This window comes from Flavobacterium sp. WC2409 (genome assembly GCF_041200085.1).
Taxonomy (GTDB): domain Bacteria; phylum Bacteroidota; class Bacteroidia; order Flavobacteriales; family Flavobacteriaceae; genus Flavobacterium.
On the sequence record NZ_CP165625.1, the window covers coordinates 660,046 to 685,065 of the forward strand.

A 25,020-nucleotide genomic window follows, 5' to 3' on the forward strand; every position below is an offset into this window, starting at 1 on the left:
TATTTTATAATTAATAATTTTGTCGAGTTAATTTAAAATATACTTTCAATTAATAGCAGTTTAATCTTGACTATTAATTATAGCTGTATTTATATTATTCCGTCTTTTTAGGTTATAATCAACAATGTTAACCCATTTGTTATGGTAAGTAGAATTAAGATCTTTTGTAAACCTGTTCAATTCTTCTGAAACGATTTCAATATATTCCGCATAAGTTTTTAGATCTAGTTCACTTAAGTTTTGTTCTTCTTTTATTAAAGCCGATAGACCCATTAAGTTGGCAACAGGTTTTCTAAGCACGTGCGAAATGTCAAATGAAATTTGTTCCATTGTTTTTTCGTAGGCAATGTGGCTGCTGATTTCATGATACATACCATACCAAACGACTTCATTATTAGGTAATCTTTCAGGCTCAGCTTTCACCATATACCATTTGGTTACATTATCTATTTCAATTTTATATTCAAAATACCAAGTAGTAAGTGTTTTGTATGATGTCTCTAAGGCTTTTTTGAATTTAGTTTGGTAATCTTTGTGAATTAAATTAAATCCATCAAATGGTTCTAAAACTTTTTTATCTTCATCAAGATTTTTAGGTAATTTAAAATCGCCTAAACTTAGAAAGTCGTATATAAATTCCCCATTAGATCTTCTTCTTAATTGAAAAATAGTAGAAGGAATGTTATCTGTAAGTTTTATTAGGTTCTCAGCACTTTTGGCAATGTAATTTCTTTGTTCAAGCATTAGCTTTCTAATATTCAAAAAATCCATTGTCTTTTTTGCCAATATTTGTAATGCTTTTTTTTGATTCTCGGTAATAAACCTTGGTTTACTATCAAGAACACATAAAGTACCTAATACATTTCCTTCTGGTGTCACTAATGGGGCTCCTGCATAAAACCGAATGTTAAGTGGACCAGTTACAGTAGGATTATTTGCAAATCGTTTATCTGTATAAGTATCTTCAATAACAAGTACTTCATTTGGTTTCGTTAAGGTGTACTTACAAAAGGAATACTCTCTTTTAGTTTGTTGTTGATGGACTCCCTTCCTGGCTTTAAACCATTGCCTGTCTTTATCAACCATTGTTATTAAAGAAATTGGCATGTCAAACACCAGGGAAACTAATTCAGTTATTTCATTTAATTCCTCCTCAGGATCTGTGTCTAAAATGGCATAACTTAACAAATCTTCAACACGATTTTTGTATTTCTTCACGGTTCTTTAAATAGGTTAGTTAGTTTTAATAAAAATACTAATATTATTAAAAAAAAACAATTCCATTTAACGCCACTTTTTTACTATTCATCTATATAAAATGGCTTTTTTAGATATAATCAAAAAAATTAACAGCTTTAAATGAATATCTAATCGTTAAAATTTATTAATTCCACTTATTTAATTGTTTTATGTTTTTATTAATTATAGTAAGTTTTAATGCTACCAAATAGATTATTTCAATGAATTACTTTTGGAGCCATTAAAATGCGGTTTTATACTATTTATTATGAAAAATCAGGGTTGTTTTTTATAACATTAATTGTAGCTAAATAGAATCGTTTTATTGTAGGATAGTTGTGTATTTGAATATTAGGTAAAGTAAAAGTTTATTTAGTATTATTAAATTTGTAAATTATTCTTAATTTTTTACTTCTGTTTTATTTTTTTACTAATTTTACAACTCAATAAAGAGAATATAATAATAAGACTTTCAATTTTAGTTTAACTGCATTTTAAAAATTAAAAATATGGTAGTACAATATCAAGGACAACAAAAAGGAATACCGACAAAATTTACGGTAAGAATTAGCAAGAATAATATATTGAAAAACGGTTCTAAATACCAAATGGATTTATTGGTAGGAGAAAAGAAATTACCCACGTTTAAGACATTAAATCATAAAAGTCTATCTGATTGTTTAAAAGAAATGTACCTGTTCAGAAAATTCAACAATATAGAGTTAGAAGCTTCTTCAGAAAAAGTTGAACCTACTTTTATTCCTTCGGATTCGATTTTATACAACAACTATAAGCAGACTTTATTTATGGCATAATACCATTTATAAGTTATAAAATCAAAAAGCCACAATAGAATTAATTTCTATTATGGCTTTTTACTATTCAAATATGTGGACAAGAATAAAAATTTGGGAGGCTCTATTCTTTCTCTTTCTGATATAATTAATATCATCCTTCCATCTTGGCACTCAATTCAAACCATCGTTCTTCTTTAGCTTCCATTTTATTGATAAGGTTTTGTAATTCTTTAGCTTTTTTCTCAATATCGGTATCAGCTACTTTTCCTTCAGAAAATAAAAGCTCAATCTTGGCTTTTTGTTCTTCTAAATCTTTGATTTCGCGTTCTGTTTTTTGGAATTCTTTTTGCTCGTTGAAAGTTAAGTTTCCAGTTGGATTGTTTTGTTTCCAGTCTTTTTTCTCCGCTTTGTTTTCTTCTTTTTGTGCCACATCAGCACTGTCTTCATAGGCTCTAAAATCAGAATAGTTTCCAGGAAAATCTTCTACAACACCATCACCTCTAAAGATAAATAAGTGATCTACAATTTTATCCATGAAATACCTATCGTGAGAAACCACTAATAAACATCCAGGATAATCTAGAAGGAAACTTTCTAGCACATTCAAAGTCACAATGTCTAAATCATTCGTTGGTTCATCCAGAATCAGGAAGTTAGGATTCTGAATTAAAACCGTACACAAGTACAAACGTTTCAATTCTCCTCCACTCAAACGGTCTACAAAATCGTATTGTTTTTTAGCATCAAATAGGAAACGCTCTAACAATTGGGAAGCCGAAATCAATTTCCCTTTCATCAACGGAATGAATTCCCCGTATTCTTTAATAACATCAATAACACGTTGTCCCGGTTTTGGGTTGATTCCACTTTGGGTGTAATAACCCACTTTTATAGTTTCACCTACAATTACTTTTCCACCATCAAGCGGTAAAGTTCCTGTTAATAAATTCAAGAAAGTCGATTTTCCAGTTCCGTTTTTACCAATAATTCCAATGCGTTCTCCACGTTGAAAGTCAAAACTAAAGTTGTCCATGATGACATGGTCCTTGAATTTTTTAGAAATTTTGTGAAGCTCAATAATCTTGCTTCCCATGCGTTCCATATTAATTTCAAGCTCTACTTTATTTTCACGACGGCGACTTTGTGCTTTTTCTTTGATGTCGTAAAAATCATCCTGACGCGATTTAGATTTGGTTGTTCTCGCTTTTGGTTGGCGACGCATCCATTCTAATTCTTTTACAAATAAATTCTGTGCTTTATCAACACTCGAATTTTCTGAGGCAATACGCTCTTCTTTTTTTTCTAAGTAATAAGAGTAATTTCCTTTGTATTGGTATAATTTTCCGTTGTCTAGTTCAATGATTTCATTACAAACACGTTCTAAGAAGAAACGGTCGTGCGTCACCATAAACAACGTAATGTTTTCTTTGGCAAAATAACTTTCTAACCATTCGATCATCTCTAAATCCAAGTGATTCGTAGGTTCATCTAGAATCAATAAATCAGGACGGTTAATCAAAATAATAGCAAGTGATAATCTTTTTTTCTGTCCACCAGAAAGATTTTTCACTTTCAATTTGAAATTTTCTAACTTCAGTTTGAACAAAATTTGTTTGTACTGTGTTTCAAAATCCCATGCATTGTGTTGATCCATTCCATCAAAAGCTTTTTGATACGCTTCTTCATCTTCTGGATTTTCTAATGCTTTTTCATAGGCTTCAATCACTTTCAAAGTCTCATTATCCGATGCGAAAATACTTTCCTCAATCGTCAATTCTTCTTGCAAATTATTGTTTTGCGACAAGAATGCCATTTTGATCCCTTTTCTTAAAACTACTTGACCAGTATCCGACTCTTCTAAGCCGTTAATGATACTCATTATAGTAGTTTTTCCAGAGCCATTTTTGGCAATAAAAGCGATTTTTTGGTCTTTATTTATTCCAAACGAAATGTTGTCAAATAAGGTTCTTTCACCAAATGATTTCGAGATATTTTCTACAGAAAGGTAATTCACAAGTCTAAATTTTTTGCAAAAGTAAACTTTTAAATGTCGATTTACGAATTGTTTAACTTATTCTAAGTTTTTTGAGCTTAATTATTTTATCAGATACAAAGACAAATAAGCACTTAAGTCAAATTGATGTAATTTTTGGGGAGAATTTACAAATGGTTTTCTAGTAAAATTTTCATTGGTTAAATAATAATGCAACCCGTCTGCAGTCGCAATTCCTTCAACTTGATGAAAAGGAAGTTGGAGTTTTATTTTTCGCTTATTTCCATTAAAAAAACTGGTTTTAGTGTAATTATAAAGCAGGTAAATAAAAGGGTGTAAAGTTTTGCTGTAACCACATAAAGCAATACTGTTTTGTGAAGGTAAATAGGTTGCTCCTGTGACCAATCCTTTTATTTTAAAGGTCTCTTTGTATTGTGCAATATAATTTCCGGGTGTTTTTGGTAAAGAGTAAACGCTGGTGTTTTGTTTATTCCATTTTTTGGTAAACAAATAAATACTGTCGTTTGTAACAATAAAAGCTTCACAGTCAAAATTGGTAGTATTGGGTTGTAAGGGAGTGAAATCAGTTTGGTCAGAGTACGAAAAAGAAATAGTATCTATTTTTTGGTTGAGTGATTTTAGCGACTTTTTTTCTACTTTTAAAATGTGTAAGTCCTTTCGGTTCCCAGATACATTATTCCCAAAATCACCAATGTAAAAATAAGAACTGTCTTGTGAAATTTCTTCCCAGTCTTTATTGGATACGTTTTTTAGCACCACTTTTTGTTTGATATTTCCTGAAGTATCTAGCGCATAAAGTGCAGTATCGGTATCGTCATTAATAGTCCATAACAGCGAATTACTTTGGGTTAAACCCGAACTTTCATTTAAATTTTTAGGAAGAGAAGCAGAATAAACTGGCTTAATTTTCGTAGAACGATAGCGACAACTGCCGTCATTTATTGTGGCTGACGGATTGTGATTTTTAGAAAGTGGATCAGTACAACCCGAAATTTGGGCATATGTTGCCGTTATAAAAAGGCAAAAGAATAGGAGTACTGTTTTCATATTTTCAAAAGTAATGGTTTCTAAATGATTATTTTAATAATTTGGAGCGAATCATTAGGCATTATTTGCAGGCAAAGTTCCTGCTTTCACCTTTATCTTTGCTCGTTCCTCGTAAAGGATATCGGTTCTATCAGGGCTACTATTTAAATAGTGTTTTTAATTTGAAACTTTGTGTCTTTGATTCATTAGATATATCTTTGATTCATGCAATTATCAGTAATCATCCTTAATTATAATGTCCGCTATTTTTTAGAACTCTGTGTTTTAAGTTTGCAAAGTGCGCTTACAAATATTGATAGCGAAATTATTGTAATTGACAATAACTCGGATGACGGTAGTTGTGAGATGATTAAAGCACTATTTCCCCATGTCAAACTCGTTCAAAATAAAGAGAATGTAGGTTTTTCTAAAGGAAATAATATTGGAGTAGCAGAAGCAAAAGGAGAATTTATATGTATTCTTAATCCAGATACAGTAGTTGCGGAAGATACTTTTGTTAAAATTTTAGCTTTCGCTAAAGGTCAAGACAACCTAGGAATTGTGGGGTGTCGATTTATTGATGGTTCAGGGAATTTCTTGCCAGAATGTAAACGAGGAGTTCCAACACCATGGGTTGCTTTTACCAAAATCGCAGGTTTGTATAAAATTTTTCCTAGATCAAGAATTTTCGGGAAATATTACGCCCAACAGCTATCGAAAAATGAAAATGGAAAAGTGGATATTTTAGTTGGTGCTTTTATGGTAATGAAAAGAGGATTCTATCAGGAGCTTGGTGGATTTGACGAAGATTGTTTTATGTATTCAGATGATATTGATTTATCTTATAGAGCTTTGAAAAAAGGTAGTTTTAATTATTATTTTCATGAAACTACCGTTATACACTATAAAGGAGAGAGTACTTTAAAAGATGAAATCTACATGAAACGGTTTCAAGAAGCCATGCAGTTTTTTTATAAAAAGCATTTCAAAGTTGCCCCGCTATTTACACTTTTTATGAACATAGGTAGTTATTTTTTTTCTTTCGCAAAAAGAATACAGGGGCATTCTATAATTAAAAAAGCTCCAAAATCGTATCTGCTTTATTCTTCAGATGAAGAATTGGCAAATAAGCTGACTTTAATTTTGCAAAAAAAAGTGGTGTTTCACAATTTGAAAACAGAAAAAATGGTAATTTCGTCTTCTTATAGAAGCGCTAAAGCGGTCGAAATTATTCTAGATAATGAATTTATTTCTTTTAAAGAATGTATAGCAATTATTGAATCTTCTAAAAGTAAGGAGCTTACCTTTAAAATGCGCCCTAAAAAAGCTAATTTTTTGATAGGAAGCAATAATAGTAATGAAAGAGGTGAGATTATAAAAATCGAATGAAAAATTACACTTAATGTAATTTATATATAAAATATTTAGTAATTTCGCAAACTGTAAAACAAAATCACCTTTTAGGTTAACAATATGGCAAGATTTGAATTAAAACTTCCTAAAATGGGAGAAAGTGTAGCAGAAGCAACCATTACAAATTGGTTGAAAGAAGTAGGTGATGCAATCGAAGCAGATGAGGCAGTGCTCGAAATTGCTACTGATAAGGTAGACAGCGAAGTGCCTAGTGAAGTTTCTGGAATTCTAGTTGAAAAATTGTTTGGAAAAGACGATTTAGTTCAAGTGGGACAAACAATCGCTATCATTGAAACGGAAGGTGGAGACGTAACTCCTGTTGTTAGTGGAGCTGAAGCTCCGGCTGAGGTGGCAGCAGTGGAAAAAACGGTGGACGCAGCTAAAGAAAGTGTTGCAACCTCTGATTATTCAGAATCTGATAAATTCTTTTCTCCATTGGTCAAGAATATTGCTAAAGAAGAAGGCGTTTCTTTAGGAGAATTAGAATTAATTACGGGAACAGGTAAAGATGGAAGAGTAACTAAAAGTGATATTTTAGAATACGTTAAAAATAAAGGAAATCAATCAGTAGTTGCTCCGGTAAAAGCAGTTGAAACTCCTGTAGCAGTTCAATCCTCAGCTCCTGTTGCACAAAAAGCAGCGCCAGTTTCTTTAAGTGGTGGTGATGAAATTGTCGAGATGGACAGGATGCGTAAGTTGATTGCGGGTTATATGGTAGCTTCAGTGCAAACGTCTGCCCATGTACAATCATTCATTGAAGTTGATGTGACAAACATCGTAAAATGGAGAGAGAAAAATAAATTGGCTTTCGAAAAGAGAGAAGGAGAGAAGTTGACTTATACTCCTATATTTATGGAAGCAGTTGCAAAAGCGATAAAAGATTACCCTGGAATGAATATTTCTGTGGATGGTGATTTTATAATCAAAAAGAAAAATATTAACCTTGGTATGGCTGCTTCATTGCCAAACGGGAATTTAATTGTTCCTGTTATTAAAAATGCAGATCAGCTGAATCTAGTAGGAATGGCAAAGGCAGTAAATGATTTAGGCGGACGTGCTAAAGCAGGAAAATTAAAACCAGACGATACACAAGGCGGAACTTATACGGTGACGAATGTGGGGACTTTTGGAAGTGTTTTTGGAACGCCAATTTTGAATCAACCACAAGTAGGGATTCTAGCACTTGGTGCTATCCGAAAAATGCCGGCAGTTATTGAAACTCCAGAAGGAGATTTTATAGGTATTCGTCAAAAGATGTTTTTGTCACACAGTTACGATCATCGTGTTGTAGATGGAGCTCTTGGAGGTAGTTTTGTAAAAAGAGTTGCTGAGTATCTTGAAGCATTTGATGTAAATAGAGATGTTTAATTCACACAATAATTAAGAAGGAACCCGATAAATTTTATATTTATCGGGTTTTCTTTTTTAATGTTATACCGAATTTTGAACCCAATTTTCTATATTTGTAGACACACAAAATTAAAAAATGGAACTTAAACTCAGTAAACCAATTTGCTTTTTCGATCTTGAAACTACAGGAATTGATATTGGAAAAGACAGAATTGTAGAAATATCAATATTCAAAGTTTTTCCAAACGGAAATAAAGAAAGTAAAACTTGGTTAGTGAATCCTACGATTCCTATTCCTCCACAAACTACTGCGGTTCATGGAATCACTGATGAGAAGGTGGCAAATGAACCCACATTTAACGAGTTGGCTGCGGCGGTTTATAATATGATCAAAGACAGTGATTTGGCAGGGTTTAACTCTGATCGATTTGATATTCCATTATTAGCAGAAGAAATGTTGCGAGCAGGAGTTGATTTTGATATGAAAAATCGGGTTTCGGTTGATGTTCAAACTATTTTCCATAAAAAAGAAGAACGTACTTTAAGTGCTGCTTTGAAGTTTTACTGTGGACAAGATTTAGAAAACGCGCATTCAGCAGAAGCGGATACTATGGCGACCTATGAAATTCTTAAAGCACAATTAGAACGTTATCCAGATTTAGAAAATGACATGAAATTATTGTCTGAATTTTCTACTAGAAAGAAAATAGCTGATTTTGCTGGAATGATTTCTTTTGACAAAGAAGGGAATGAAATATTTTCTTTTGGAAAACATAAAGGGATAAAAGTGGATACTATTTTAGAAAAAGAACCAGGCTATTTTAGTTGGATTCAAAATGCCGATTTCCCACTTTATACCAAAAAAGTTTTAACGGCAATCAAGCTTAGAAAATTGAATACTAAATAGGTATTAGGTTATTGGTGTTGGGTATAAAGTATTCCCAAAACCGAGAGCCGAGAAACAAATAATAAAAAACCAAGATATGAAAATCATCTGCATTGGTAGGAATTATGTCGACCATATAGAAGAGTTGCGAAATGAGCGTCCTGCGGAACCAGTAGTTTTTATGAAGCCTGATTCGGCAATTTTATTAAAACAACATCCGTTTGTGATTCCTGAATTTTCGGAGGATATTCATCACGAAATCGAAATTATTGTAAAAATAAATAAGGTTGGAAAATACATTGAACCAAAGTTTGCTCATAAGTATTATGATGAAATTAGTGTTGGAATCGATTTTACGGCGAGGGACTTACAGCAGTCATTAAAAGCGAAAGGATTGCCTTGGGAGAAAGCAAAAGCATTTGATGGGTCAGCTGTTATAGGTGATTTTTTACCAAAAGAGCAATTTAGTTCGTTAGAAAATATTACTTTTGAACTAACTAATAATGACAAAGCAGTTCAAATAGGAGATTCTAGTTTAATGTTGTGGAATATTGATGAGCTTATTTCTCATGTTTCTCAATATTTTACATTGAAAATAGGAGATATTATTTTTACAGGAACACCTGCAGGAGTAGCTGCAGTAAAGCCAGACGATGTTTTAGAGGGATTTTTAGAAGGACATAAACTATTTAGAATACAAGTAAAATAATGGCTTTAAATTACAACCTTTCAAAAGTGTACGCACTTTCAGATAACGATTCAGAATTTGTAAATGAAATTCTGACATTGTTCGTAACCGAAGTTCCTGAAGATTTATTACAAATCAAAGAAGGGATTAAAAAGAAAGATCATAAGCATGCTTATGCTTATGCGCATAAAATAAAACCAACTTTAGATCTTTTGGGATTGAATGTAGCTTTTGAAGAAATTCTTCAGCTTGAGGCATGGACTAAAACCGAAGGAAAAAAGAAAGATATCGAAGATACTTTTAAGAGTATTAAGAATCAAGTTAATGATGCTATAAAAGAAATTAAGAAAGATTTCGATCTATAATTCATTTGTAGTTTTTAAGTAATATAAATCAACATTCATTTTTATGAATGTTGATTTTATTTATAGAGCAAATCCTAAATTCATATCGATAATGAAAGCAACCATAGTTACTATAGGTGATGAAATTTTAATTGGGCAGATTGTAGATACTAATTCTGCTTTTATTGCAAAATCCTTAGATAGGATTGGAGTAGAAATTAATGAAATGATTTCTATAAGTGATGACAAAACCCATATTTTAGATACTTTTTCAACCCTCCAAAATACAGTAGATTTAGTTATTGTCACTGGAGGATTAGGGCCTACAAAAGATGATGTGACCAAAAAGACATTTTGTGATTATTTTGAAGATGAATTGGTTGTGAATCAGGAAGTTTTAGCTCATGTTACGCAGTTAATTGAGGGCTTCTATAAACGGGAAATAACACAAATAAATAAAGACCAAGCGCTTGTTCCGTCAAAATGTACTGTACTTCATAATCAAGTAGGTACGGCTCCAGGAATGTGGATGAAAAAAGAAAATACTGTTTTTATTTCCCTACCAGGCGTTCCTTATGAAATGAAATACTTGGTTGAAAATGAAATCATTCCAAAGGTTGTAAAAGAATATGAACGTCCTTATATAATTCACAAAACAATTCTTACTTATGGCCAAGGAGAAAGTATGGTGGCAGAACGGATAGAAAACTGGGAAAACAGTCTTCCTGAATTTTTGAAACTAGCTTATTTGCCAAGTCCAGGAAGAGTGCGATTACGACTTTCGGCACGAGGTACAAATAAAGAATTGTTAGAGAATGTAATTGAAGAATATATAGTCTCGCTAGATGCAATTATTCATGATATTATTGTTGGATTTGAAGATGAAGAAACGATAGAGGTTGTAATTGGACAGATGTTGAGGAAATATGGCAAAACAATAGCTACAGCAGAAAGTTGTACGGGTGGTTCAATTGCGGCGCTATTAGCTTCTGTTCCTGGAGCATCACATTATTTCAAAGGGAGTGTAGTTTCGTATGCGACAGAAGCTAAAATTGCTGTTTTAGGTATTCCAGAAGAGCTGATACAAGAGTATTCTGTAGTGAGTAGTGAAGTGGTTTCGGCAATGGCGTTGAGTGCAAAAAGGTTGATGAAAACAGATTATGCAATAGCGACAACTGGAAACGCTGGACCAACAAAAGGAGACGGAAATGCTGAAATTGGGTCGGTTTTTATTGCATTGGCAACTCCACGCGAAGTAATTGTTGAAGAACATAATTTTGGCCAACCACGTGAAAAAGTGATAGATAGAGCAGTGTTTAAGAGTTTAGAATTATTAAGGAAAGAAATTTTAAAAAATGTGCTGTAATTTTTTGCTTCATCCGTTTATTTTTCTTTTCTTTGCACCCTGATTTTGAATAACGATAAAAGATAAGTATAATGTCAAGAGTTTGTGACCTTACAGGTAAAAGAGCGATGGTAGGAAATAACGTTTCTCACGCTATGAATAAAACTAAGAGAAAATTTTCTGTTAACTTAGTGAAAAAGCGTTTTTATCTTCCAGAAGAAGATAGATGGATTACTCTTAGAGTAGCAGCATCTACGATAAAAACAATTAACAAAAATGGAATTGCAGCTGTTTTGAAAAAAGCACAGTCACAAGGATTTATTAAATAATCTTTAAATTCCAATATAAAAAAATAGCAAGATGGCAAAGAAAGGTAATAGAATCCAAGTAATTTTAGAATGTACTGAGCACAAAACAACTGGTGTTGCAGGAACTTCAAGATACATTACAACTAAGAACAAAAAAAACACTCCAGATAGATTAGAGATTAAAAAATTTAATCCAGTTTTGAAAAGAGTAACTGTTCACAAAGAAATTAAATAATAATAGCATTTTGAATACAATCTAAAATGATATCATTATAGATTTTTTAAAATACAAATAACATAGAATCATGGCAAAGAAAACCGTAGCATCGTTACAGACATCTTCTAAGAGATTATCAAAAGCCATCAAAATGGTGAAATCTCCTAAAACAGGTGCATATACATTCGTAGAATCTATTATGGCTCCTGAAGCAGTTGATGAATTCTTGAAAAAGAAATAATTCATAAAAGCATTATATAGAAAAGCTACTTTCATTCGGAAGTAGCTTTTTTATTTTCTATCTTTACCGATTAGGAAATCGTATTAGTTCATTGAGCCTAATGATTTATATTTAATACTGTATAATACCATGAGTTTTTTTAAAAGAATCTTTTCATCTGAAAAAAAAGAGACCTTAGATAAAGGTCTTGAAAAATCAAAAACAACTTTTTTTAGTAAATTAAGTAAAGCTGTTGCAGGGAAATCTAAAGTAGATGATGCTGTTTTAGACAATTTGGAAGAAATACTCGTTTCTTCTGATGTGGGAGTTGATACTACCTTAAAAATAATTACACGTATTGAAAATCGTGTAGCTTCAGATAAATACCTTGGTATAGAAGAACTCAATCAAATTTTACAAGAAGAAATTGCTGCTTTATTATCAGAAACAAATACTGGTGAAGCAACTGAATTTGTTATTCCTATACAAACTAAACCATATGTTTTAATGGTAGTAGGTGTAAATGGAGTAGGAAAAACGACTACTATAGGTAAATTAGCTTACCAATTCAAAAAACAAGGTTACAATGTTGTTCTAGGTGCTGCAGATACTTTTCGTGCCGCAGCCATTGATCAGTTGCAAATTTGGGCAGATAGAGTAGGAGTTCCTATTGTAAGACAAAATATGGGAAGTGATCCCGCTTCAGTAGCTTTTGATACTTTACAATCGGCTGTTGCTCAAGGAGCAGATATTGTTATTATTGATACTGCTGGTCGTTTGCATAATAAAATAAACTTGATGAATGAATTAACAAAAGTAAAACGTGTAATGCAAAAAGTGGTAGCTGATGCTCCTCATGATGTTTTATTAGTTTTAGATGGTTCTACTGGTCAAAATGCTTTTGAACAAGCAAAACAGTTTACAGCAGCTACAGAGGTTACTTCACTTGCAATTACTAAACTTGACGGAACGGCCAAAGGTGGCGTTGTTATTGGTATCTCGGATCAATTTAAAATTCCTGTTAAATATATTGGAGTTGGTGAAGGAATTGAAGATTTGCAAGTCTTTAATAAATTTGAATTTGTAGATAGTTTTTTCAAATAAAAGAATCCCATGAATTTTTCTTCGATTAAAAATTTAAGCAGTATTTATCTTTATTTAATAAGTGTTGTTTGCTTTGTGCTAGCTAATGTTATCCGTGATTATAATATTATTTTGTATTATATTTTACTAGTATTAGGTGTTGGTTTTTTTGTTATTGGTTTTACCAAGAGGTTAAAAAAGAAATAATTTTATTGGTATAAAGCACTAATTTTTTGCCAAAGTACGTCGTCAAAATCAGATAAAGCGAGATTGACATTATCAGCAGCATCTCCCATTCTAATGACTACCATATTCTTGCTAGGGATGATGTATATCTTTTGATCATTTTTACCTAATGCCATAAACATATCGTTGGGTGCAGAAGGAATTATACTTCCGGAGAACTGTAATTGTGATTGCGGTAAGTGGTAGCTACTTTTTCCATTTAGCCACCATAAATAGCCGTAACCTAAATTGATATTTTGTGAAGTGTTTGTGGCAGCATTAAAATAGTTTTCGTTTAGGATTGTAGTATTATCCCATTTTCCTTTATTGGCCATTAAAAGTCCGAAACGAGCCATACTTCGTGTTGTACTGGCATAAACGGAATTATTACCTGATTGAAACCAAGTGCCATCCATTCCTATTTTATCTCTTAATCTTGTATTGAAATAAGTGTTCCAAGTTTGATTTGATGCTTTAGCAATTACATCTTGTAGTTTTACGTATACATTGTGATACGCCCAGCGGTTTCCTGCATCTGCTTTGTAAGTAAGACTTGCTGGATCTACTGCGTCGCCGTTGTCAATATCTTCTATTCCAGAAGTCATGGTTAGTAAATGTTTATTAGTAATCAAGTTTTCTTTGGATATAGGCAAACTAGTCCATCCTATGCCAATATAATCAGATACTTTATTATTAATGTTTAAGTAGCCTTCTTGTTCTGCGATTCCAGTGAGTGTTGAAGTTAATGTTTTTCCAGCACTTGCCCAGTACCAATTAGTTGTTGCTGAATGTCCGTTGAAATAGTTTTCCATTACAATTCGTCCGTTGACAAGGATGATGAAAGATTTTGAGTTTTTTAGTGCTAAATAGTCTAGTAATGGTTTAACTGCTGTTTGTTTCCAGTTTAAGCTGGCTATTGATTTTGTTTCCCAAGTTGTTCCAGTAGTTGGGGGGAAATAAGTAGTTTCGGTTGGTGCAGGTGTAGGAGTCGTTGTAGGTTCTGAGCTACAACCGATACACAAAAAAAGGATAAACAAACTAGAAATGGCTTTTGATATCATAGCAGGATACGTTTTTTGTAAGACCAAAAATATGCAAAATAGTTTAATGTGTTTTGCAATTTTTCTTTTGTTTGAGTTTTTTAAAGTTAACTTTGTAGTATTAAAAAAAAATAGAATTTATTTCCATAAATCCATAGCCCTGATGGAAGCGGCATCCCTCGCTTTTTTGCGAGGATACAGCGGACAGCAGGAAAAAGCTCCTAAAAAATAATTATATGAAAAACACGTTTAGAATTCTGTTACTATCTCTTTTTTTTGTGGGTTGTCAACAAAAGATTCAGCCTACTGATATTGTAAAAATCAATGGATATTGGGAAATTGAAAAAGTGGTTTTTGACAAAGGGGAAGACAAGGACTATAAGATGAATGAAAGCTACGACTATTTTGAAATAGCGAATAATAAGGGGATTCGAAAGAAAGTAAAGCCACAGTTGAACGGAACATTTTTAGTTAATGATACGGATGAAAAGGTAAATGTGCGTTTTGATAAAGACAAAGTATATTTGGATTATGGGACTGATTATGCAAAATGGAGTGAGGAACTAATCGCATTGTCAGATAAAGAATTAGTGTTGAAAAATACAGAGAATAAGGAATATCATTATAAAAAAACGGGACCGATAAACTTGACAGGAGATGGCGAAAAGACTAAATAATCAGAGTACAGTAGGGGATGTTTTGAAACAAATAATCCAAGTGAATAAACTGCAACCAGGAATGGACCAAATTGATGTTAAAGACGCTTGGAGTAACTTGATGGGAAATGGTGTGAATAGCTATACCCGAAATGTAGTTTTGAAAGGAAGCACTTTGTATGTGGAGTTAACGTCATCCGTATTGCGTGAAGAGTTGAGTCATGGAAAGGCTAAGATTGTGAAAATGATCAATGAAGAGCTTCGGAGAGAAGTGGTAACGACTGTTGTTTTAAGATAATGATTTGCGATTGTTGATTAACAATTTCAGATTTCAGATTTTTCTGATTGTAAATAAAAAAATCCCGTCTCGATTTATTGAGACGGGATTTTATATTTTTTTGATGATTTTTAGTATCCAATCAGCGATTGAGTTCTAAAAACCGTAAAACTGAGTACTAGAATTGCTCTCTTCCTGCAAAATGGAAAGCACCTTCGATAGCTGCATTCTCATCACTGTCAGAACCGTGAACTGCGTTTTCTCCAATTGAAGTGGCGTATGCTTTACGGATAGTTCCTTCAGCAGCTTCAGCTGGATTAGTAGCACCAATTAGAGTTCTGAAATCTTCAACAGCGTTATCTTTTTCTAAAATAGCAGCAACGATTGGTCCTCTTGACATAAATTCAACTAATTCACCATAAAAAGGTCTTTCAGCGTGAACAGCATAAAATGCTTGAGCATCAGCAACCGTAAGTTGAGTTAATTTTAAAGAAACGATTTTGAAACCTGCATTAGTAATCATTGCAAGTATGTTTCCGATGTGTCCGTTAGAAACAGCATCAGGCTTAATCATTGTAAATGTTCTATTAGTAGCCATTTTTTATTTTTTAAATTTTGTGCAAAAATAGTTTATTTTGTTTAATAATGTTGCAATTTTCGCATTATAGTGCGCTAATTATATCTATAATGTAACAATTTCAAATGTTTGATCTAACGGATGCAACTGTGAAATTAATTTTGGGATTAAATTGGGTCCATTCTCGAGGTAAAATTCAGAAAAATTAATCTGGCGTTCCTGTAAACTTTTGTTAGGAAATAATTCGTTTTGTAATTCGGTTGCTCGTTCTATAAGTTCGCTGTATTTTCTTTTTTGTGCTTTAAGTAACCGTTTTTCTAGATTTTCTAAACCTTTTATTTGTTTTACCTCCTGTGCTTTTACGGCTCCAGTAAACGATTTATCAGTTTGTTTTGCTAGTTCAAATAAATCAGCAAATTGCTTGTGCAGCAGTTCTTTTTGAGGAGTTAAATCAATAGGAAATTCAGAATTTTTTAAGGTAATGGTATTTATTAGTTCTGATTGTTTTGAAAATAAATCACTCCATTCTAAATTTAATTTATCTATTTTTTTGATTTGTTTTTCTGTAGCTAATAGAACTGAATTTCGTACCAAAAGTATTGGAAAAGTAATGTTTACCGCATTAAAGAATGATTTTAATTCTAACCAATAGGCTATTTCTCCGCCTCCGCCTATGTAGCAAAGGTTTGGTAAAATAACTTCCTGATACAATGGCCTCATGATCACGTTTGGGCTAAACATTTCTGGATTAGAATCAAGTGATTTTAAGATTTCATCTTCAGTAAATTCAATTTTGGTATGGTTTACTTTGTAAATATCATTTTCAAAAACGATACGTTGGCGTAAATGATCTTCGATATAAAACAAATTGATTTCTCGAGGATTTACTTGAACGGTATAATCTTTTAGTTTTTCGACTGTTTCAAGTACTAATTTATGAGATTTTTGATGAAGTAATTCTTCTTTTATATATGGAATAAAAGTCCTTTTGAGGTCCTTATCATCTGCATCAAGAATTACTAAACCATAAGTACCAAAAAGAACATTTGCTAAATGCCGCGTTGCATTGGCTAGATTGTCATGTTGCAAGTACGCTTCTTTAAATAGTTTTTTTATCGCAGTTGCATTAGTACTTGTTCCTAATTCCTGTTCATAGATTTCAAAAAAGGCATCAAGACCTTCAGTAGATAATCGGCCTACAGGTCCCGTACTTTCGGTATTCCATCTGAATTTTTTGCCTTTGAAATTAAAATAATTGATTTCTTCAAAATCATGATCTTCGGTTGCCATCCAGTAAATTGGGACAAAATTATAGGCTGGATATTTTATTTTTAATTCCTCAGTAAGATTGATGGTAGAAATAATTTTGTATAAAAAATACAAAGGACCACTGAATAAATTGAGTTGGTGTCCAGTGGTTACTGTAAATGTATTATTTACTTTTAATGCTTCAATATTTTGTTTTGTCAAATGTGATATAGCTATAGAAGCATATTGCTTTTCAATAACAGAAGCCAATGTAGCTCTTGAGTCATTATTAAAATTAGCTTGTTTCTCAATGATTTGCGATTCAAAGTTTTCCAACTTTGGGAATCGATTGTATAAGGGTTGTAAATTTGATTTTTCGTCTAAATAATCATTCATTAAGGGAGAAAAATATCCAGAACTTTGATAGCTGATACAGTCGGTAGGCATAAGAGAATTTATTTGATGTAAAAATACCGAAAATTTTTGAAACAAAATATATTTGTTACTTTCGAAAAATAGTATCAATTTTATCGAAATATTTTAACATACAAATGAAAGATAATTTAAGTTCTAAGAAAGAAAACTCATTAAAACATGTTCTTTTTGGCAGTTTAATTGGTACAACAATTGAGTTTTTTGATTTCTATATTTATGCCAATGCCGCGGTTTTGGTTTTTCCACAATTATTTTTTCCGTCTTCTGATAGTACCAATTCGGTTTTACTGTCGTTGGCTACTTTTTCAATAGCCTTTCTTTCTCGACCATTGGGTTCGGCAGTCTTTGGTCATTATGGTGATAAGATAGGAAGAAAAACAACTTTAGTAATCGCTTTGTTAACAATGGGAATTTCAACAGTATGTATTGGTTTTCTACCTAGTTATGCCAGTATTGGAATTGCTGCACCTTTATTACTAATGTTATGTCGTTTTGGTCAAGGTGTTGGTTTAGGTGGCGAATGGGGTGGAGCGGTGTTATTAGCCATCGAAAATGCTCCACCCAATAAACGGGCTTGGTATGGTATGTTTCCGCAATTAGGAGCACCAATAGGTTTATTACTTTCTGGGGGAACCTTTTTGATTTTGACAGATATACTTAGTCCCGAATCTTTCCTTGATTATGGATGGAGAATTCCGTTTATAGCCAGTTCTTTATTGGTTGTAGTTGGTTTTTACATCCGATTAAAAATTACTGAAACCCCCGCTTTCGAAAATGCTAAAATAGAACAAGAGGAAGTGAAAATTCCGTTTTTTACTTTATTAAAATTTTATAAAAACCAATTGATTTTTGGGACATTTGCGGCTATTACTACCTTCTTGGTATTTTATTTAATGACGGTATTTACTTTGAGTTGGGCAACCTCAGATTTGGGTTATTCCAAAAGAGATTTTTTATTGATGCAGTTGTTTTCAGTATTGTTTTTTGCCCTTTTTATACCTATTTCGGCTTTAATTGCGGATCGAATTGGGCGTAGAAAAATGCTTATTTATTCCACAATCGCAATTGCAATTTTTGGTTTTATATTTTCTTTTTTCATGAATTCAGGAAATCCCGTTCTCGTGACTTTATTTTTATGTGTTGGAATGACTTTAATGGGATTTACGTATGGCCCTTTGGGAACTTTTTTATCGGAATTGTTTCCAACCAATGTACGTTATTCGGGGACATCTTTAGCATTTAATATGGCAGGAATTATCGGGGCCGCTTTTGCACCTATGATTGCGATTTGGCTGGCGACACATTATAGTTTGACTTATGTTGGTTTCTATTTAAGTGCAGCCGCTTGTATCTCTTTATTTTCGTTGTTAATGATTAGTAAAAAAGAGCATAAGTTTTAGTTGAATTAGCGTTTTAAGCTAAAATGCCCTCGGTATTCTATGCCATTTGCTCTAGTTACCACAAACCAATAATCGGTTGAGGGAAGTTCATGTCCGTTGAATGTTCCGTCCCAAGCGTTGCTGTGCGTTAATTCTTTGATGAGTTTACCATAACGGTCAAATATTTTTACGCTTAATCCTATCTCATCTGCTGAAAATTTAACTTTCCATGTATCGTTAAATCCATCTTCGTTTGGGGTGAAGAATTTAGGATACGTTATTGATGAATCAATGTCAGTTACTGGTTGACAATTTGCATCTGCTAAAATTCGGGTATTTATTACAATACGACTGCTTTCACAATTATTTATAGTTTGTGACGCATAATAATTTATTCCGTCTTTTAGTAAAGTTGTTTCAAGTAATTCAGTGCCTCCAGTTTGTGAATCATACCATTTTATATTGTCACCGCTAATAATTACATTACTTAAAGTTGCATTTTGTTGTGTACAAAATTCCTGTGGAGAATTTGCTGTTGGTACTGTTTCAATGTTTATCACAACAGTAGCTGACTTCTTATCATCGCATCCACCAGTTCCTGTTATACTACAAGTGTATTGACCACTTTGTGATGCATTTGCATTTAATATGGATGGATTTTGTTCTAATGAATTAAAACCATTTGGTCCAGTCCAAGCATAATTAGTCCCGCCAGATGCAGATAGCTGTATGGAATTGCCCTCACAAATTGGAGAATTACTGTTAGCAGAAAGGTTTTGAGAGCACAATTGGAGTTTAACCACCCAAAAATCCTGTAGCCCACTTTTATTTTCTGTTTTATCTCCAGATATATTAGACTGTGACCAGCCTAACGCAACATAACCTCCATCTTTGGCTTGTACTATAGATTGTGTTTGGTCAAGACTATCACCGCCTACAGTTTTATCCCATTCAAATTGACCAGCTGCATCGAGTTTTACAATCCAATAATCACGGTCTCCCCTTGAAGCTTCAGTTTTGTAGCCTGAAATTCCCGAGTAGGACATGATGCCTAGAATAAAACCATTATCCGAGGTCATTCGGATATCTGCAAATACTTCAGTATCATTTGCTCCAATATTTTTTTGCCATAAAATTTGCCCAAAATCATTTAATTTGAGAATCCAAACATCATTAGAATTATTCAATGTATTTTCTGTTTTATCTCCAGAAATGTTGGAGAAAGAATCACCTCCTAAAATGTAATTGCCATCTGAGGTCGCTATTATAGATTTTAAATAATCTCCATTATTTCCTCCAATAGTTTTTTGCCAGACAATAGTACCTAAACTATCGATTTTTAAAACCCAGTAATCTCCTCCTCCTCTTGAATTTTGGGTTTTATCACCAGAAATATTTGAGTTTGAAGAGCCAGCTAATAGATAACCTCCATCAGCTGTTTTCAGTAGAGATTGAACCCAATCAGAATTGTCTCCTCCAAATGTTTTTTGCCACATTATATTCCCGGATGCATCAATTTTAATAATCCACATATCTAGATTCCCCTTTGAATTTTCAGTTTTATCTCCTGAAATGTTAGAGTCTGAAGAACCTCCCATAAGATAACCACCATCCGCAGTTTGAATTATTGATGTCAATCGATCTACACCACTTCCACCATAGGTTTTGTCCCAAATAATATTCCGGTTTTCATCTAATTTTACAACCCAATAGTCATCTTGTCCCCTTGAATTTTGAGTTTTTTCTCCTGATATTCCTGAAGAACTGTAGCCGCCAAGGATGTAACCGCCATCCTTTGTTTCTTTTGCTGAAGTTAAATGATCAAAACTGTTTCCGCCAATAGTTTTTTGCCATAATAAATTACCAGAAGTGTCATCAATTTTAATTAACCAATAATCACCTTCTCCTCTTGAATTTTCAGTTTTATCATCAGATATATTAGAATAAGAATATCCACCCAAAAGATAATTTCCATCAGTAGACAGTTCTATAAAATCACTCCAATCATAATCATTACCTCCAATTGTATTTTCCCATTGTATGGTTTGGGAACTCATTCGGATAGAAAAAAAGATTGAAATGATTAGAGAGAGGGCAATGAGTTTTATATTTTTTATCATTAATTTTAAGGTTAGTGATTTGGAAAAGGATTGTTTTTGTTGACTAAAATGCTGTTTTCGGGATTATCTTTTTAAACTAAAATGACCGCGATATTCTGTGCCATTTGCTCTAGTTACCACAAACCAATAATCGGTTGCGGGAAGTTCTTGTCCATTGAATCTTCCGTCCCAATCGTTATTATGCGTTAATTCTTTGATGAGTTTACCATATCGGTCAAATATTTTTACGCTTAACCCAATCTCGACAGTTGAAAATTTGATTTTCCATGTGTCGTTAAATCCGTCGCCATTTGGAGTAAAAAACTTTGGATACATCAATAAATACACTTCATCAGTAACGGTTCCGCAACCGTTTTTATCTCTTACATGAACCGTATATTGTCCACTGATGATGTTTGTAAACTGAGGCTCATCTTGAAAATGAATGCCGTCGATGGAATATTCAAAATCACCAGCACCAGTTGCATACACTGTTATTGTATTTTGATTGTCGGTCCAGTCTTGTGTGTCAATTGAAGTTATTGTAGCGATATTGGATTGTCGTACTTCAAAATTCTTTGTACTTGAACATGAAATAGTAGAGTAATTATTAGTGACGGTAACAGAATAATTACCCGGATTATCCACATTTATGCTCGATGATGTTTCACCAGTTGACCATAAGTAAGTATCGTAATCCAAGCCTGCGTCAATAGTAATGGTATTGTTTTCACAAATAGGAACTACATCTGGGATTGTTATTTTAGGTTTCGACAAAAGAGTTAGTTTTAATTCGGAAATAGCATAACAAGGTGTATTAGAATTAATACGAACGTAGATTTTATTATCTCCTAAAGATAAATTAAAATTAGAAAAATTAGTAATTTGACTACTTACCAATTGATTTTCGGCAGCTGAATAATTTGAATAATACGAAAAAGTATATCCAGCAGTATTGGATATTAACTTTGAATTATAATCAGACAAATCCACTTTTTCAGAACCATCATTTAAATCATCACAAAACAATTCTGCATAATCATTTGCCGGTAAAGTACTGATAAGCGAAATTATAATGGCTAATTTATTTGTGCTCTCACAACCGTTTTCTGTTTGCGAAGCATAATAGGTTATACCGTCTTGCAAAGCGGTTGAATTGGATAAAAGAGTTCCACCAATATCATACCATTGTATAGCAGTTCCAGAAGCTACAATAGTATCTAAAGTTGGATTTTGACTTTTACAAAATGTTTGATTTGCACTTCCTGTTGGAGTGGGAGTATTTTGAATATTTATTAAAACAGAAATTCTATCACTTTCACAACTATCAATCGTTTGTGAAGCGTAATAGGTAATTCCGTTTTGTAAAGGAGTCGTATTTGCTAATAAATTACCATTAGTCAAAGCATCATACCATTTGATGTTTTGACCTGTTATTTTTATTTCGTTTATTGTGGCATTTTGTTGGATGCAAAAAGTTTGTGTAGATGGAGCAGTTGGTAATGGCTGAGCAGTTATTGTAATAGTTTGATTTTGTGTTGATGTGTTTCCGTTTCCATCATTATATTCCCAAATAACGGTATAGTTTCCAGGCAAGCTGTACGATAGCGGACTGGTGGTAGTCGCTGTAATAGTACCTGCACATACATCAGTAGCAGTTGGAATTGTATTTATGATAGTTTTGCAATCTCCAGTTATTGTTGGAAGAAGTGCAAGATTAGGAATGGGAGCCTCAATATCTCCAATGATTACATCCACTTTTTTTGTATCATCACAACCTCCACTTCCAGTAATACTACAAGTGTATTGCCCACCATTTGAAGCTGTTGCATTAGGTATAGTAGGGTTTTGTATGGTAGATGTAAATCCGTTTGGACCTGTCCATACATAATCTGTACCTCCAGATGCTTTTAGTTCTAAAGTGTTGCCAATACATATTGGGGAGTTACTAGTTACTAAAGCGCTTGATTCACAATCTTTAAACTTTATTAGATAGGCATCATTACCAGAATTATAAAGATTTGTTTGATGAGTATTTGGTGTTGCAATGTAATCTGAGCTACTTGTTGTCCCAGCTAGATAAATATTGCCATTGTTGTCGGTTGCAGATACATTTCCCGTACTTCCACCATAGTTTCCACCATAAAATGTGCCCCATTTTCTTTTTCCATTGTTATCAAAATTTTCTAAGTAAGCTTGAGCCCGTCCGTTATTATCTTCTTGATAAGCATTTGGAGTGGATATTGAAGGAATATTTATACTAGTAGTGCCAGTAAAATAAAGGTCACCATTTTTTGAAACAGATCCTTTTAGAGTTTCCGAAAAAAAATAAGTTCCCCAAATTTTATCGCCGTCTGAATTAAACTTAAAGATACAACCATTATTATCCGTAGCCCAAAATGAATCATTATATACTTCTTGAAAAACACCTGGGGTTGAAATGTTTGATAAACTTTGAGTCCAACCAAAAGTGTAGAGATAATTATTAGAATCAATTCCCAAAGAGAATGCGTAGTCGTGTTTTTCGCCTCCAAAATAAGTACCCCAAATTCTATTTCCATTGGGACTAAATTTTATTAAAAAACTATCTGCATTAGAGTGACTAGGAGTATTTGTTGTATTTATTGAAGCGATATTATTTGAACTTGAGGTAATTCCTGAAAAATATAGAAATCCGTTGGAATCGATTTGAGAATCAGAAATGTAGTCGTCATCTAGTCCTCCATAATAAGTTCCCCATTCTTTATCTCCATCTGAATTAAATTTAGCAATGAATCCATCACTAAAATAGCCGTAAATAGGATTTAAACTAGGGTTGTCAATATTAATTTGATGTGCATTTGGAGTAGATATTTTTTTATCAGCAAATGTTGCTCCTGATATGTATATTTTTTCGGAAGAATCAATAGATAAGTTACTAATGCTACCCCAATAATATGTACCCCATTTTCTTTCACCATTAGTATCAAATTTCACAAAAAAGCCTGCCAGTTTTTGCCTTCCATCCTGAATAATTGAGTCGAAATTAGGTTCGGAACTATTAGGTGTAGAAATGTTATTGTCACTTAGTGTTTCCCCTACAATATATACATTTTGATTGTTTGAGACTTTTACTTGAAATATAATGTCCGCTTTTCTCCCCCCATAATAAGTACTCCAAACTCTTGTTCCATTACTGTTGAATTTCACTAAGAAGCTGTCATAGTCGCTAATTGAGGCATAATAGAATGTGTTTGCTCCAGCACTAGCAATATTATCGGTGCTAGTGGTTGTACCGGTTAAATAGATATAATCGTCTTTGCAAAAAAGAGATGTAGGAGTTTCTCCATTTTCTCCCCCAAAATAAGTTCCCCACAGCCTCACTGGAACAGGATCAATAATTACCGTTTTATTCGAGATAGCATTTGCTGTTTTAAATCCATACACATCTTTTTTAATTTTTGAATAAGCAACATTTATTGACTTTTTACTCATTCCGTCTTCGGTCCAACTGGCGGGAAGAGTTTCTTCCATTTCACCAAAACGAACTTGCATTTTGATTTTATTGTCAACTAATTCTGTTTTAGCACCATTAAATTTCAATTGTATATCTGATATGTTCCCTTTTGGATGTACCACAAAATTATATTCTACGGTTTTAAGCGTGTCTTTAGGGATGGAGAATACAACATCAATATTAGGGTAAATATTCTTGTAAGTGATTTGTTGGTATTGATGTACATTGATAACACCTTCTGGTTTATTGGGTATATTATAATAATTATCATAATCAGTAGATGCTTTGTTAGTTACTAATTCAACATTAGGATTTGAATTTACAAAATCAATATCTACTCTATGAAAAACGTATTCTAAAGTATAATCAGGTACTTTTTTATCATTATTTTTTAATGAAGGGAATGCTCTTTTTTCTTCTAAACGTTGTTTTATAGGATGTTTTTTCGTTTCATATATGTCATACGAAAATCCATCCTTTCTCAGTTGAACATTTAATCCTCTAGTGTTTAATAGGTATTTAACTGTATTATTTGGTTTGCCATTTTGGTCAATAATTTGCCCTTTGTTTTCTTTAAAACCAATTGTTTGACTATTCTTTTGGGCAAAAGAAGCTAGAGTTATTAATAAAAAAAGAAAGAGTAATTTTTGTTTCATTT

The 25,020-nt window shown here is 32.8% G+C and carries 23 protein-coding genes; 15 read left to right on the forward strand and 8 right to left on the reverse strand.

The features are described 5' to 3' along the window. Positions 1-60: 60 nt before the first annotated feature. Entirely contained in the window at positions 61-1,218 is a 1,158-nt protein-coding gene (locus AB3G34_RS02980) for a GAF domain-containing protein (RefSeq protein ID WP_367768358.1), read from the reverse strand. A 530-nt stretch (positions 1,219-1,748) separates the two neighbouring features. Here AB3G34_RS02980 and AB3G34_RS02985 point away from each other — a divergent pair. Further along, positions 1,749-2,054 (forward strand): hypothetical protein, encoded by a 306-nt coding sequence (locus AB3G34_RS02985; RefSeq protein WP_369753401.1) that lies wholly within the window; start codon positions 1,749-1,751, stop codon positions 2,052-2,054. A 133-nt stretch (positions 2,055-2,187) separates the two neighbouring features. Here the strand turns inward: AB3G34_RS02985 and AB3G34_RS02990 are convergent, their stop codons facing one another. Together AB3G34_RS02990 and AB3G34_RS02995 are read right to left on the reverse strand one after the other, a co-directional pair. Then, a complete protein-coding gene (locus AB3G34_RS02990) occupies positions 2,188-4,050 on the reverse strand; it encodes an ABC-F family ATP-binding cassette domain-containing protein (RefSeq protein WP_369753402.1) in 1,863 nt (620 codons plus the stop codon). 81 nt (positions 4,051-4,131) lie between these two features. Continuing rightward, positions 4,132-5,097 (reverse strand): T9SS C-terminal target domain-containing protein, encoded by a 966-nt coding sequence (locus AB3G34_RS02995; RefSeq protein ID WP_369753403.1) that lies wholly within the window; start codon positions 5,095-5,097, stop codon positions 4,132-4,134. A gap of 204 nt (positions 5,098-5,301) precedes the next feature. Here AB3G34_RS02995 and AB3G34_RS03000 point away from each other — a divergent pair, with 204 nt between their 5' ends. From AB3G34_RS03000 to ftsY, 10 genes are all read left to right on the forward strand, one after another. Beyond that, positions 5,302-6,465: a glycosyltransferase family 2 protein gene (locus AB3G34_RS03000; RefSeq protein ID WP_369753404.1), complete on the forward strand. Its 1,164-nt coding sequence runs from the start codon at positions 5,302-5,304 to the stop codon at positions 6,463-6,465. Positions 6,466-6,549: 84 nt separating this feature from the next. Further along, on the forward strand, positions 6,550-7,857 hold the full coding sequence (locus tag AB3G34_RS03005) for a dihydrolipoamide acetyltransferase family protein (protein WP_369753405.1): 1,308 nt from the start codon (positions 6,550-6,552) through the stop codon (positions 7,855-7,857). A 118-nt stretch (positions 7,858-7,975) separates the two neighbouring features. Further along, positions 7,976-8,746, forward strand: a complete 771-nt coding sequence (locus tag AB3G34_RS03010) for an exonuclease domain-containing protein (protein ID WP_367751912.1) — start codon at positions 7,976-7,978, stop codon at positions 8,744-8,746. A 76-nt stretch (positions 8,747-8,822) separates the two neighbouring features. Further along, complete coding sequence (locus AB3G34_RS03015; protein WP_369753406.1) at positions 8,823-9,434, forward strand: fumarylacetoacetate hydrolase family protein; 612 nt, start codon at positions 8,823-8,825, stop codon at positions 9,432-9,434. Beyond that, positions 9,434-9,778, forward strand: a complete 345-nt coding sequence (locus AB3G34_RS03020; protein WP_369753407.1) for an Hpt domain-containing protein — start codon at positions 9,434-9,436, stop codon at positions 9,776-9,778. Before AB3G34_RS03015 ends, AB3G34_RS03020 begins: the two co-directional genes overlap by 1 nt. A 91-nt stretch (positions 9,779-9,869) precedes the next feature. After that, positions 9,870-11,123 (forward strand): CinA family nicotinamide mononucleotide deamidase-related protein, encoded by a 1,254-nt coding sequence (locus AB3G34_RS03025; RefSeq protein WP_369753408.1) that lies wholly within the window; start codon positions 9,870-9,872, stop codon positions 11,121-11,123. A gap of 71 nt (positions 11,124-11,194) precedes the next feature. Then, a complete protein-coding gene (gene rpmB / locus AB3G34_RS03030) occupies positions 11,195-11,431 on the forward strand; it encodes a 50S ribosomal protein L28 (protein ID WP_072941276.1) in 237 nt (78 codons plus the stop codon). A 31-nt stretch (positions 11,432-11,462) separates the two neighbouring features. Further along, the gene (rpmG, locus tag AB3G34_RS03035) at positions 11,463-11,645 is read left to right on the forward strand and encodes a 50S ribosomal protein L33 (protein ID WP_108740707.1); all 183 of its coding nucleotides are present in this window, start codon (positions 11,463-11,465) and stop codon (positions 11,643-11,645) included. Between the two features lie 70 nt (positions 11,646-11,715). Further along, positions 11,716-11,868 (forward strand): DUF4295 domain-containing protein, encoded by a 153-nt coding sequence (locus tag AB3G34_RS03040; protein WP_073370281.1) that lies wholly within the window; start codon positions 11,716-11,718, stop codon positions 11,866-11,868. A gap of 129 nt (positions 11,869-11,997) precedes the next feature. Then, complete coding sequence (gene ftsY / locus AB3G34_RS03045; RefSeq protein WP_369753410.1) at positions 11,998-12,951, forward strand: signal recognition particle-docking protein FtsY; 954 nt, start codon at positions 11,998-12,000, stop codon at positions 12,949-12,951. Between the two features lie 188 nt (positions 12,952-13,139). On the opposite strand, the gene AB3G34_RS03050 is transcribed toward ftsY, so the two are convergent. After that, complete coding sequence (locus AB3G34_RS03050) at positions 13,140-14,216, reverse strand: serine hydrolase domain-containing protein (RefSeq protein ID WP_369753411.1); 1,077 nt, start codon at positions 14,214-14,216, stop codon at positions 13,140-13,142. Here AB3G34_RS03050 and AB3G34_RS03055 point away from each other — a divergent pair. From AB3G34_RS03055 to AB3G34_RS03065, 3 genes are read left to right on the forward strand one after another with little or no spacing between them, the layout of a single operon-like run. Continuing rightward, positions 14,200-14,427 carry a hypothetical protein gene (locus AB3G34_RS03055; protein ID WP_367768398.1) on the forward strand — a complete coding sequence of 76 codons (228 nt, stop codon included), beginning with the start codon at positions 14,200-14,202 and terminating at the stop codon, positions 14,425-14,427. The two genes, AB3G34_RS03050 and AB3G34_RS03055, sit on opposite strands and share 17 nt — an antisense overlap. Before the next feature lie 4 nt (positions 14,428-14,431). Further along, positions 14,432-14,872, forward strand: coding sequence for a lipocalin family protein (locus tag AB3G34_RS03060; RefSeq protein WP_369753412.1), 441 nt, complete (start codon positions 14,432-14,434; stop codon positions 14,870-14,872). Next, a complete protein-coding gene (locus AB3G34_RS03065; protein WP_367768404.1) occupies positions 14,853-15,149 on the forward strand; it encodes a DUF721 domain-containing protein in 297 nt (98 codons plus the stop codon). Before AB3G34_RS03060 ends, AB3G34_RS03065 begins: the two co-directional genes overlap by 20 nt. Before the next feature lie 157 nt (positions 15,150-15,306). On the opposite strand, the gene AB3G34_RS03070 is transcribed toward AB3G34_RS03065, so the two are convergent. After that, positions 15,307-15,726 carry a nucleoside-diphosphate kinase gene (locus AB3G34_RS03070; protein WP_369753413.1) on the reverse strand — a complete coding sequence of 140 codons (420 nt, stop codon included), beginning with the start codon at positions 15,724-15,726 and terminating at the stop codon, positions 15,307-15,309. Positions 15,727-15,810: 84 nt separating this feature from the next. Then, on the reverse strand, positions 15,811-17,400 hold the full coding sequence (bshC, locus tag AB3G34_RS03075; protein ID WP_369753414.1) for a bacillithiol biosynthesis cysteine-adding enzyme BshC: 1,590 nt from the start codon (positions 17,398-17,400) through the stop codon (positions 15,811-15,813). A gap of 104 nt (positions 17,401-17,504) precedes the next feature. Here bshC and AB3G34_RS03080 point away from each other — a divergent pair, with 104 nt between their 5' ends. Beyond that, positions 17,505-18,788 (forward strand): MFS transporter, encoded by a 1,284-nt coding sequence (locus tag AB3G34_RS03080; RefSeq protein WP_369753415.1) that lies wholly within the window; start codon positions 17,505-17,507, stop codon positions 18,786-18,788. Between the two features lie 5 nt (positions 18,789-18,793). Here the strand turns inward: AB3G34_RS03080 and AB3G34_RS03085 are convergent, their stop codons facing one another. After that, positions 18,794-20,887: a T9SS type B sorting domain-containing protein gene (locus AB3G34_RS03085; protein ID WP_369753416.1), complete on the reverse strand. Its 2,094-nt coding sequence runs from the start codon at positions 20,885-20,887 to the stop codon at positions 18,794-18,796. 63 nt (positions 20,888-20,950) lie between these two features. Further along, positions 20,951-25,018: a T9SS type B sorting domain-containing protein gene (locus AB3G34_RS03090; RefSeq protein ID WP_369753417.1), complete on the reverse strand. Its 4,068-nt coding sequence runs from the start codon at positions 25,016-25,018 to the stop codon at positions 20,951-20,953. Positions 25,019-25,020 lie beyond the last annotated feature (2 nt).

What these genes read in the sequence shown, in the direction of transcription:
- AB3G34_RS02985 (WP_369753401.1), top strand. Translation starts at nt 1,749, where the DNA reads ATGGTAGTACAATATCAAGGACAACAAAAAGGAATACCGACAAAATTT.
- AB3G34_RS02995 (WP_369753403.1), bottom strand. Translation starts at nt 5,097, where the DNA reads ATGAAAACAGTACTCCTATTCTTTTGCCTTTTTATAACGGCAACATAT.
- AB3G34_RS03000 (WP_369753404.1), top strand. Translation starts at nt 5,302, where the DNA reads ATGCAATTATCAGTAATCATCCTTAATTATAATGTCCGCTATTTTTTA.
- AB3G34_RS03005 (WP_369753405.1), top strand. Translation starts at nt 6,550, where the DNA reads ATGGCAAGATTTGAATTAAAACTTCCTAAAATGGGAGAAAGTGTAGCA.
- AB3G34_RS03010 (WP_367751912.1), top strand. Translation starts at nt 7,976, where the DNA reads ATGGAACTTAAACTCAGTAAACCAATTTGCTTTTTCGATCTTGAAACT.
- AB3G34_RS03015 (WP_369753406.1), top strand. Translation starts at nt 8,823, where the DNA reads ATGAAAATCATCTGCATTGGTAGGAATTATGTCGACCATATAGAAGAG.
- AB3G34_RS03020 (WP_369753407.1), top strand. Translation starts at nt 9,434, where the DNA reads ATGGCTTTAAATTACAACCTTTCAAAAGTGTACGCACTTTCAGATAAC.
- AB3G34_RS03025 (WP_369753408.1), top strand. Translation starts at nt 9,870, where the DNA reads ATGAAAGCAACCATAGTTACTATAGGTGATGAAATTTTAATTGGGCAG.
- rpmB (WP_072941276.1), top strand. Translation starts at nt 11,195, where the DNA reads ATGTCAAGAGTTTGTGACCTTACAGGTAAAAGAGCGATGGTAGGAAAT.
- rpmG (WP_108740707.1), top strand. Translation starts at nt 11,463, where the DNA reads ATGGCAAAGAAAGGTAATAGAATCCAAGTAATTTTAGAATGTACTGAG.
- AB3G34_RS03040 (WP_073370281.1), top strand. Translation starts at nt 11,716, where the DNA reads ATGGCAAAGAAAACCGTAGCATCGTTACAGACATCTTCTAAGAGATTA.
- ftsY (WP_369753410.1), top strand. Translation starts at nt 11,998, where the DNA reads ATGAGTTTTTTTAAAAGAATCTTTTCATCTGAAAAAAAAGAGACCTTA.
- AB3G34_RS03055 (WP_367768398.1), top strand. Translation starts at nt 14,200, where the DNA reads ATGGCTTTTGATATCATAGCAGGATACGTTTTTTGTAAGACCAAAAAT.
- AB3G34_RS03050 (WP_369753411.1), bottom strand. Translation starts at nt 14,216, where the DNA reads ATGATATCAAAAGCCATTTCTAGTTTGTTTATCCTTTTTTTGTGTATC.
- AB3G34_RS03060 (WP_369753412.1), top strand. Translation starts at nt 14,432, where the DNA reads ATGAAAAACACGTTTAGAATTCTGTTACTATCTCTTTTTTTTGTGGGT.
- AB3G34_RS03065 (WP_367768404.1), top strand. Translation starts at nt 14,853, where the DNA reads ATGGCGAAAAGACTAAATAATCAGAGTACAGTAGGGGATGTTTTGAAA.
- AB3G34_RS03070 (WP_369753413.1), bottom strand. Translation starts at nt 15,726, where the DNA reads ATGGCTACTAATAGAACATTTACAATGATTAAGCCTGATGCTGTTTCT.
- bshC (WP_369753414.1), bottom strand. Translation starts at nt 17,400, where the DNA reads ATGCCTACCGACTGTATCAGCTATCAAAGTTCTGGATATTTTTCTCCC.
- AB3G34_RS03080 (WP_369753415.1), top strand. Translation starts at nt 17,505, where the DNA reads ATGAAAGATAATTTAAGTTCTAAGAAAGAAAACTCATTAAAACATGTT.
- AB3G34_RS03085 (WP_369753416.1), bottom strand. Translation starts at nt 20,887, where the DNA reads ATGATAAAAAATATAAAACTCATTGCCCTCTCTCTAATCATTTCAATC.
- AB3G34_RS03090 (WP_369753417.1), bottom strand. Translation starts at nt 25,018, where the DNA reads ATGAAACAAAAATTACTCTTTCTTTTTTTATTAATAACTCTAGCTTCT.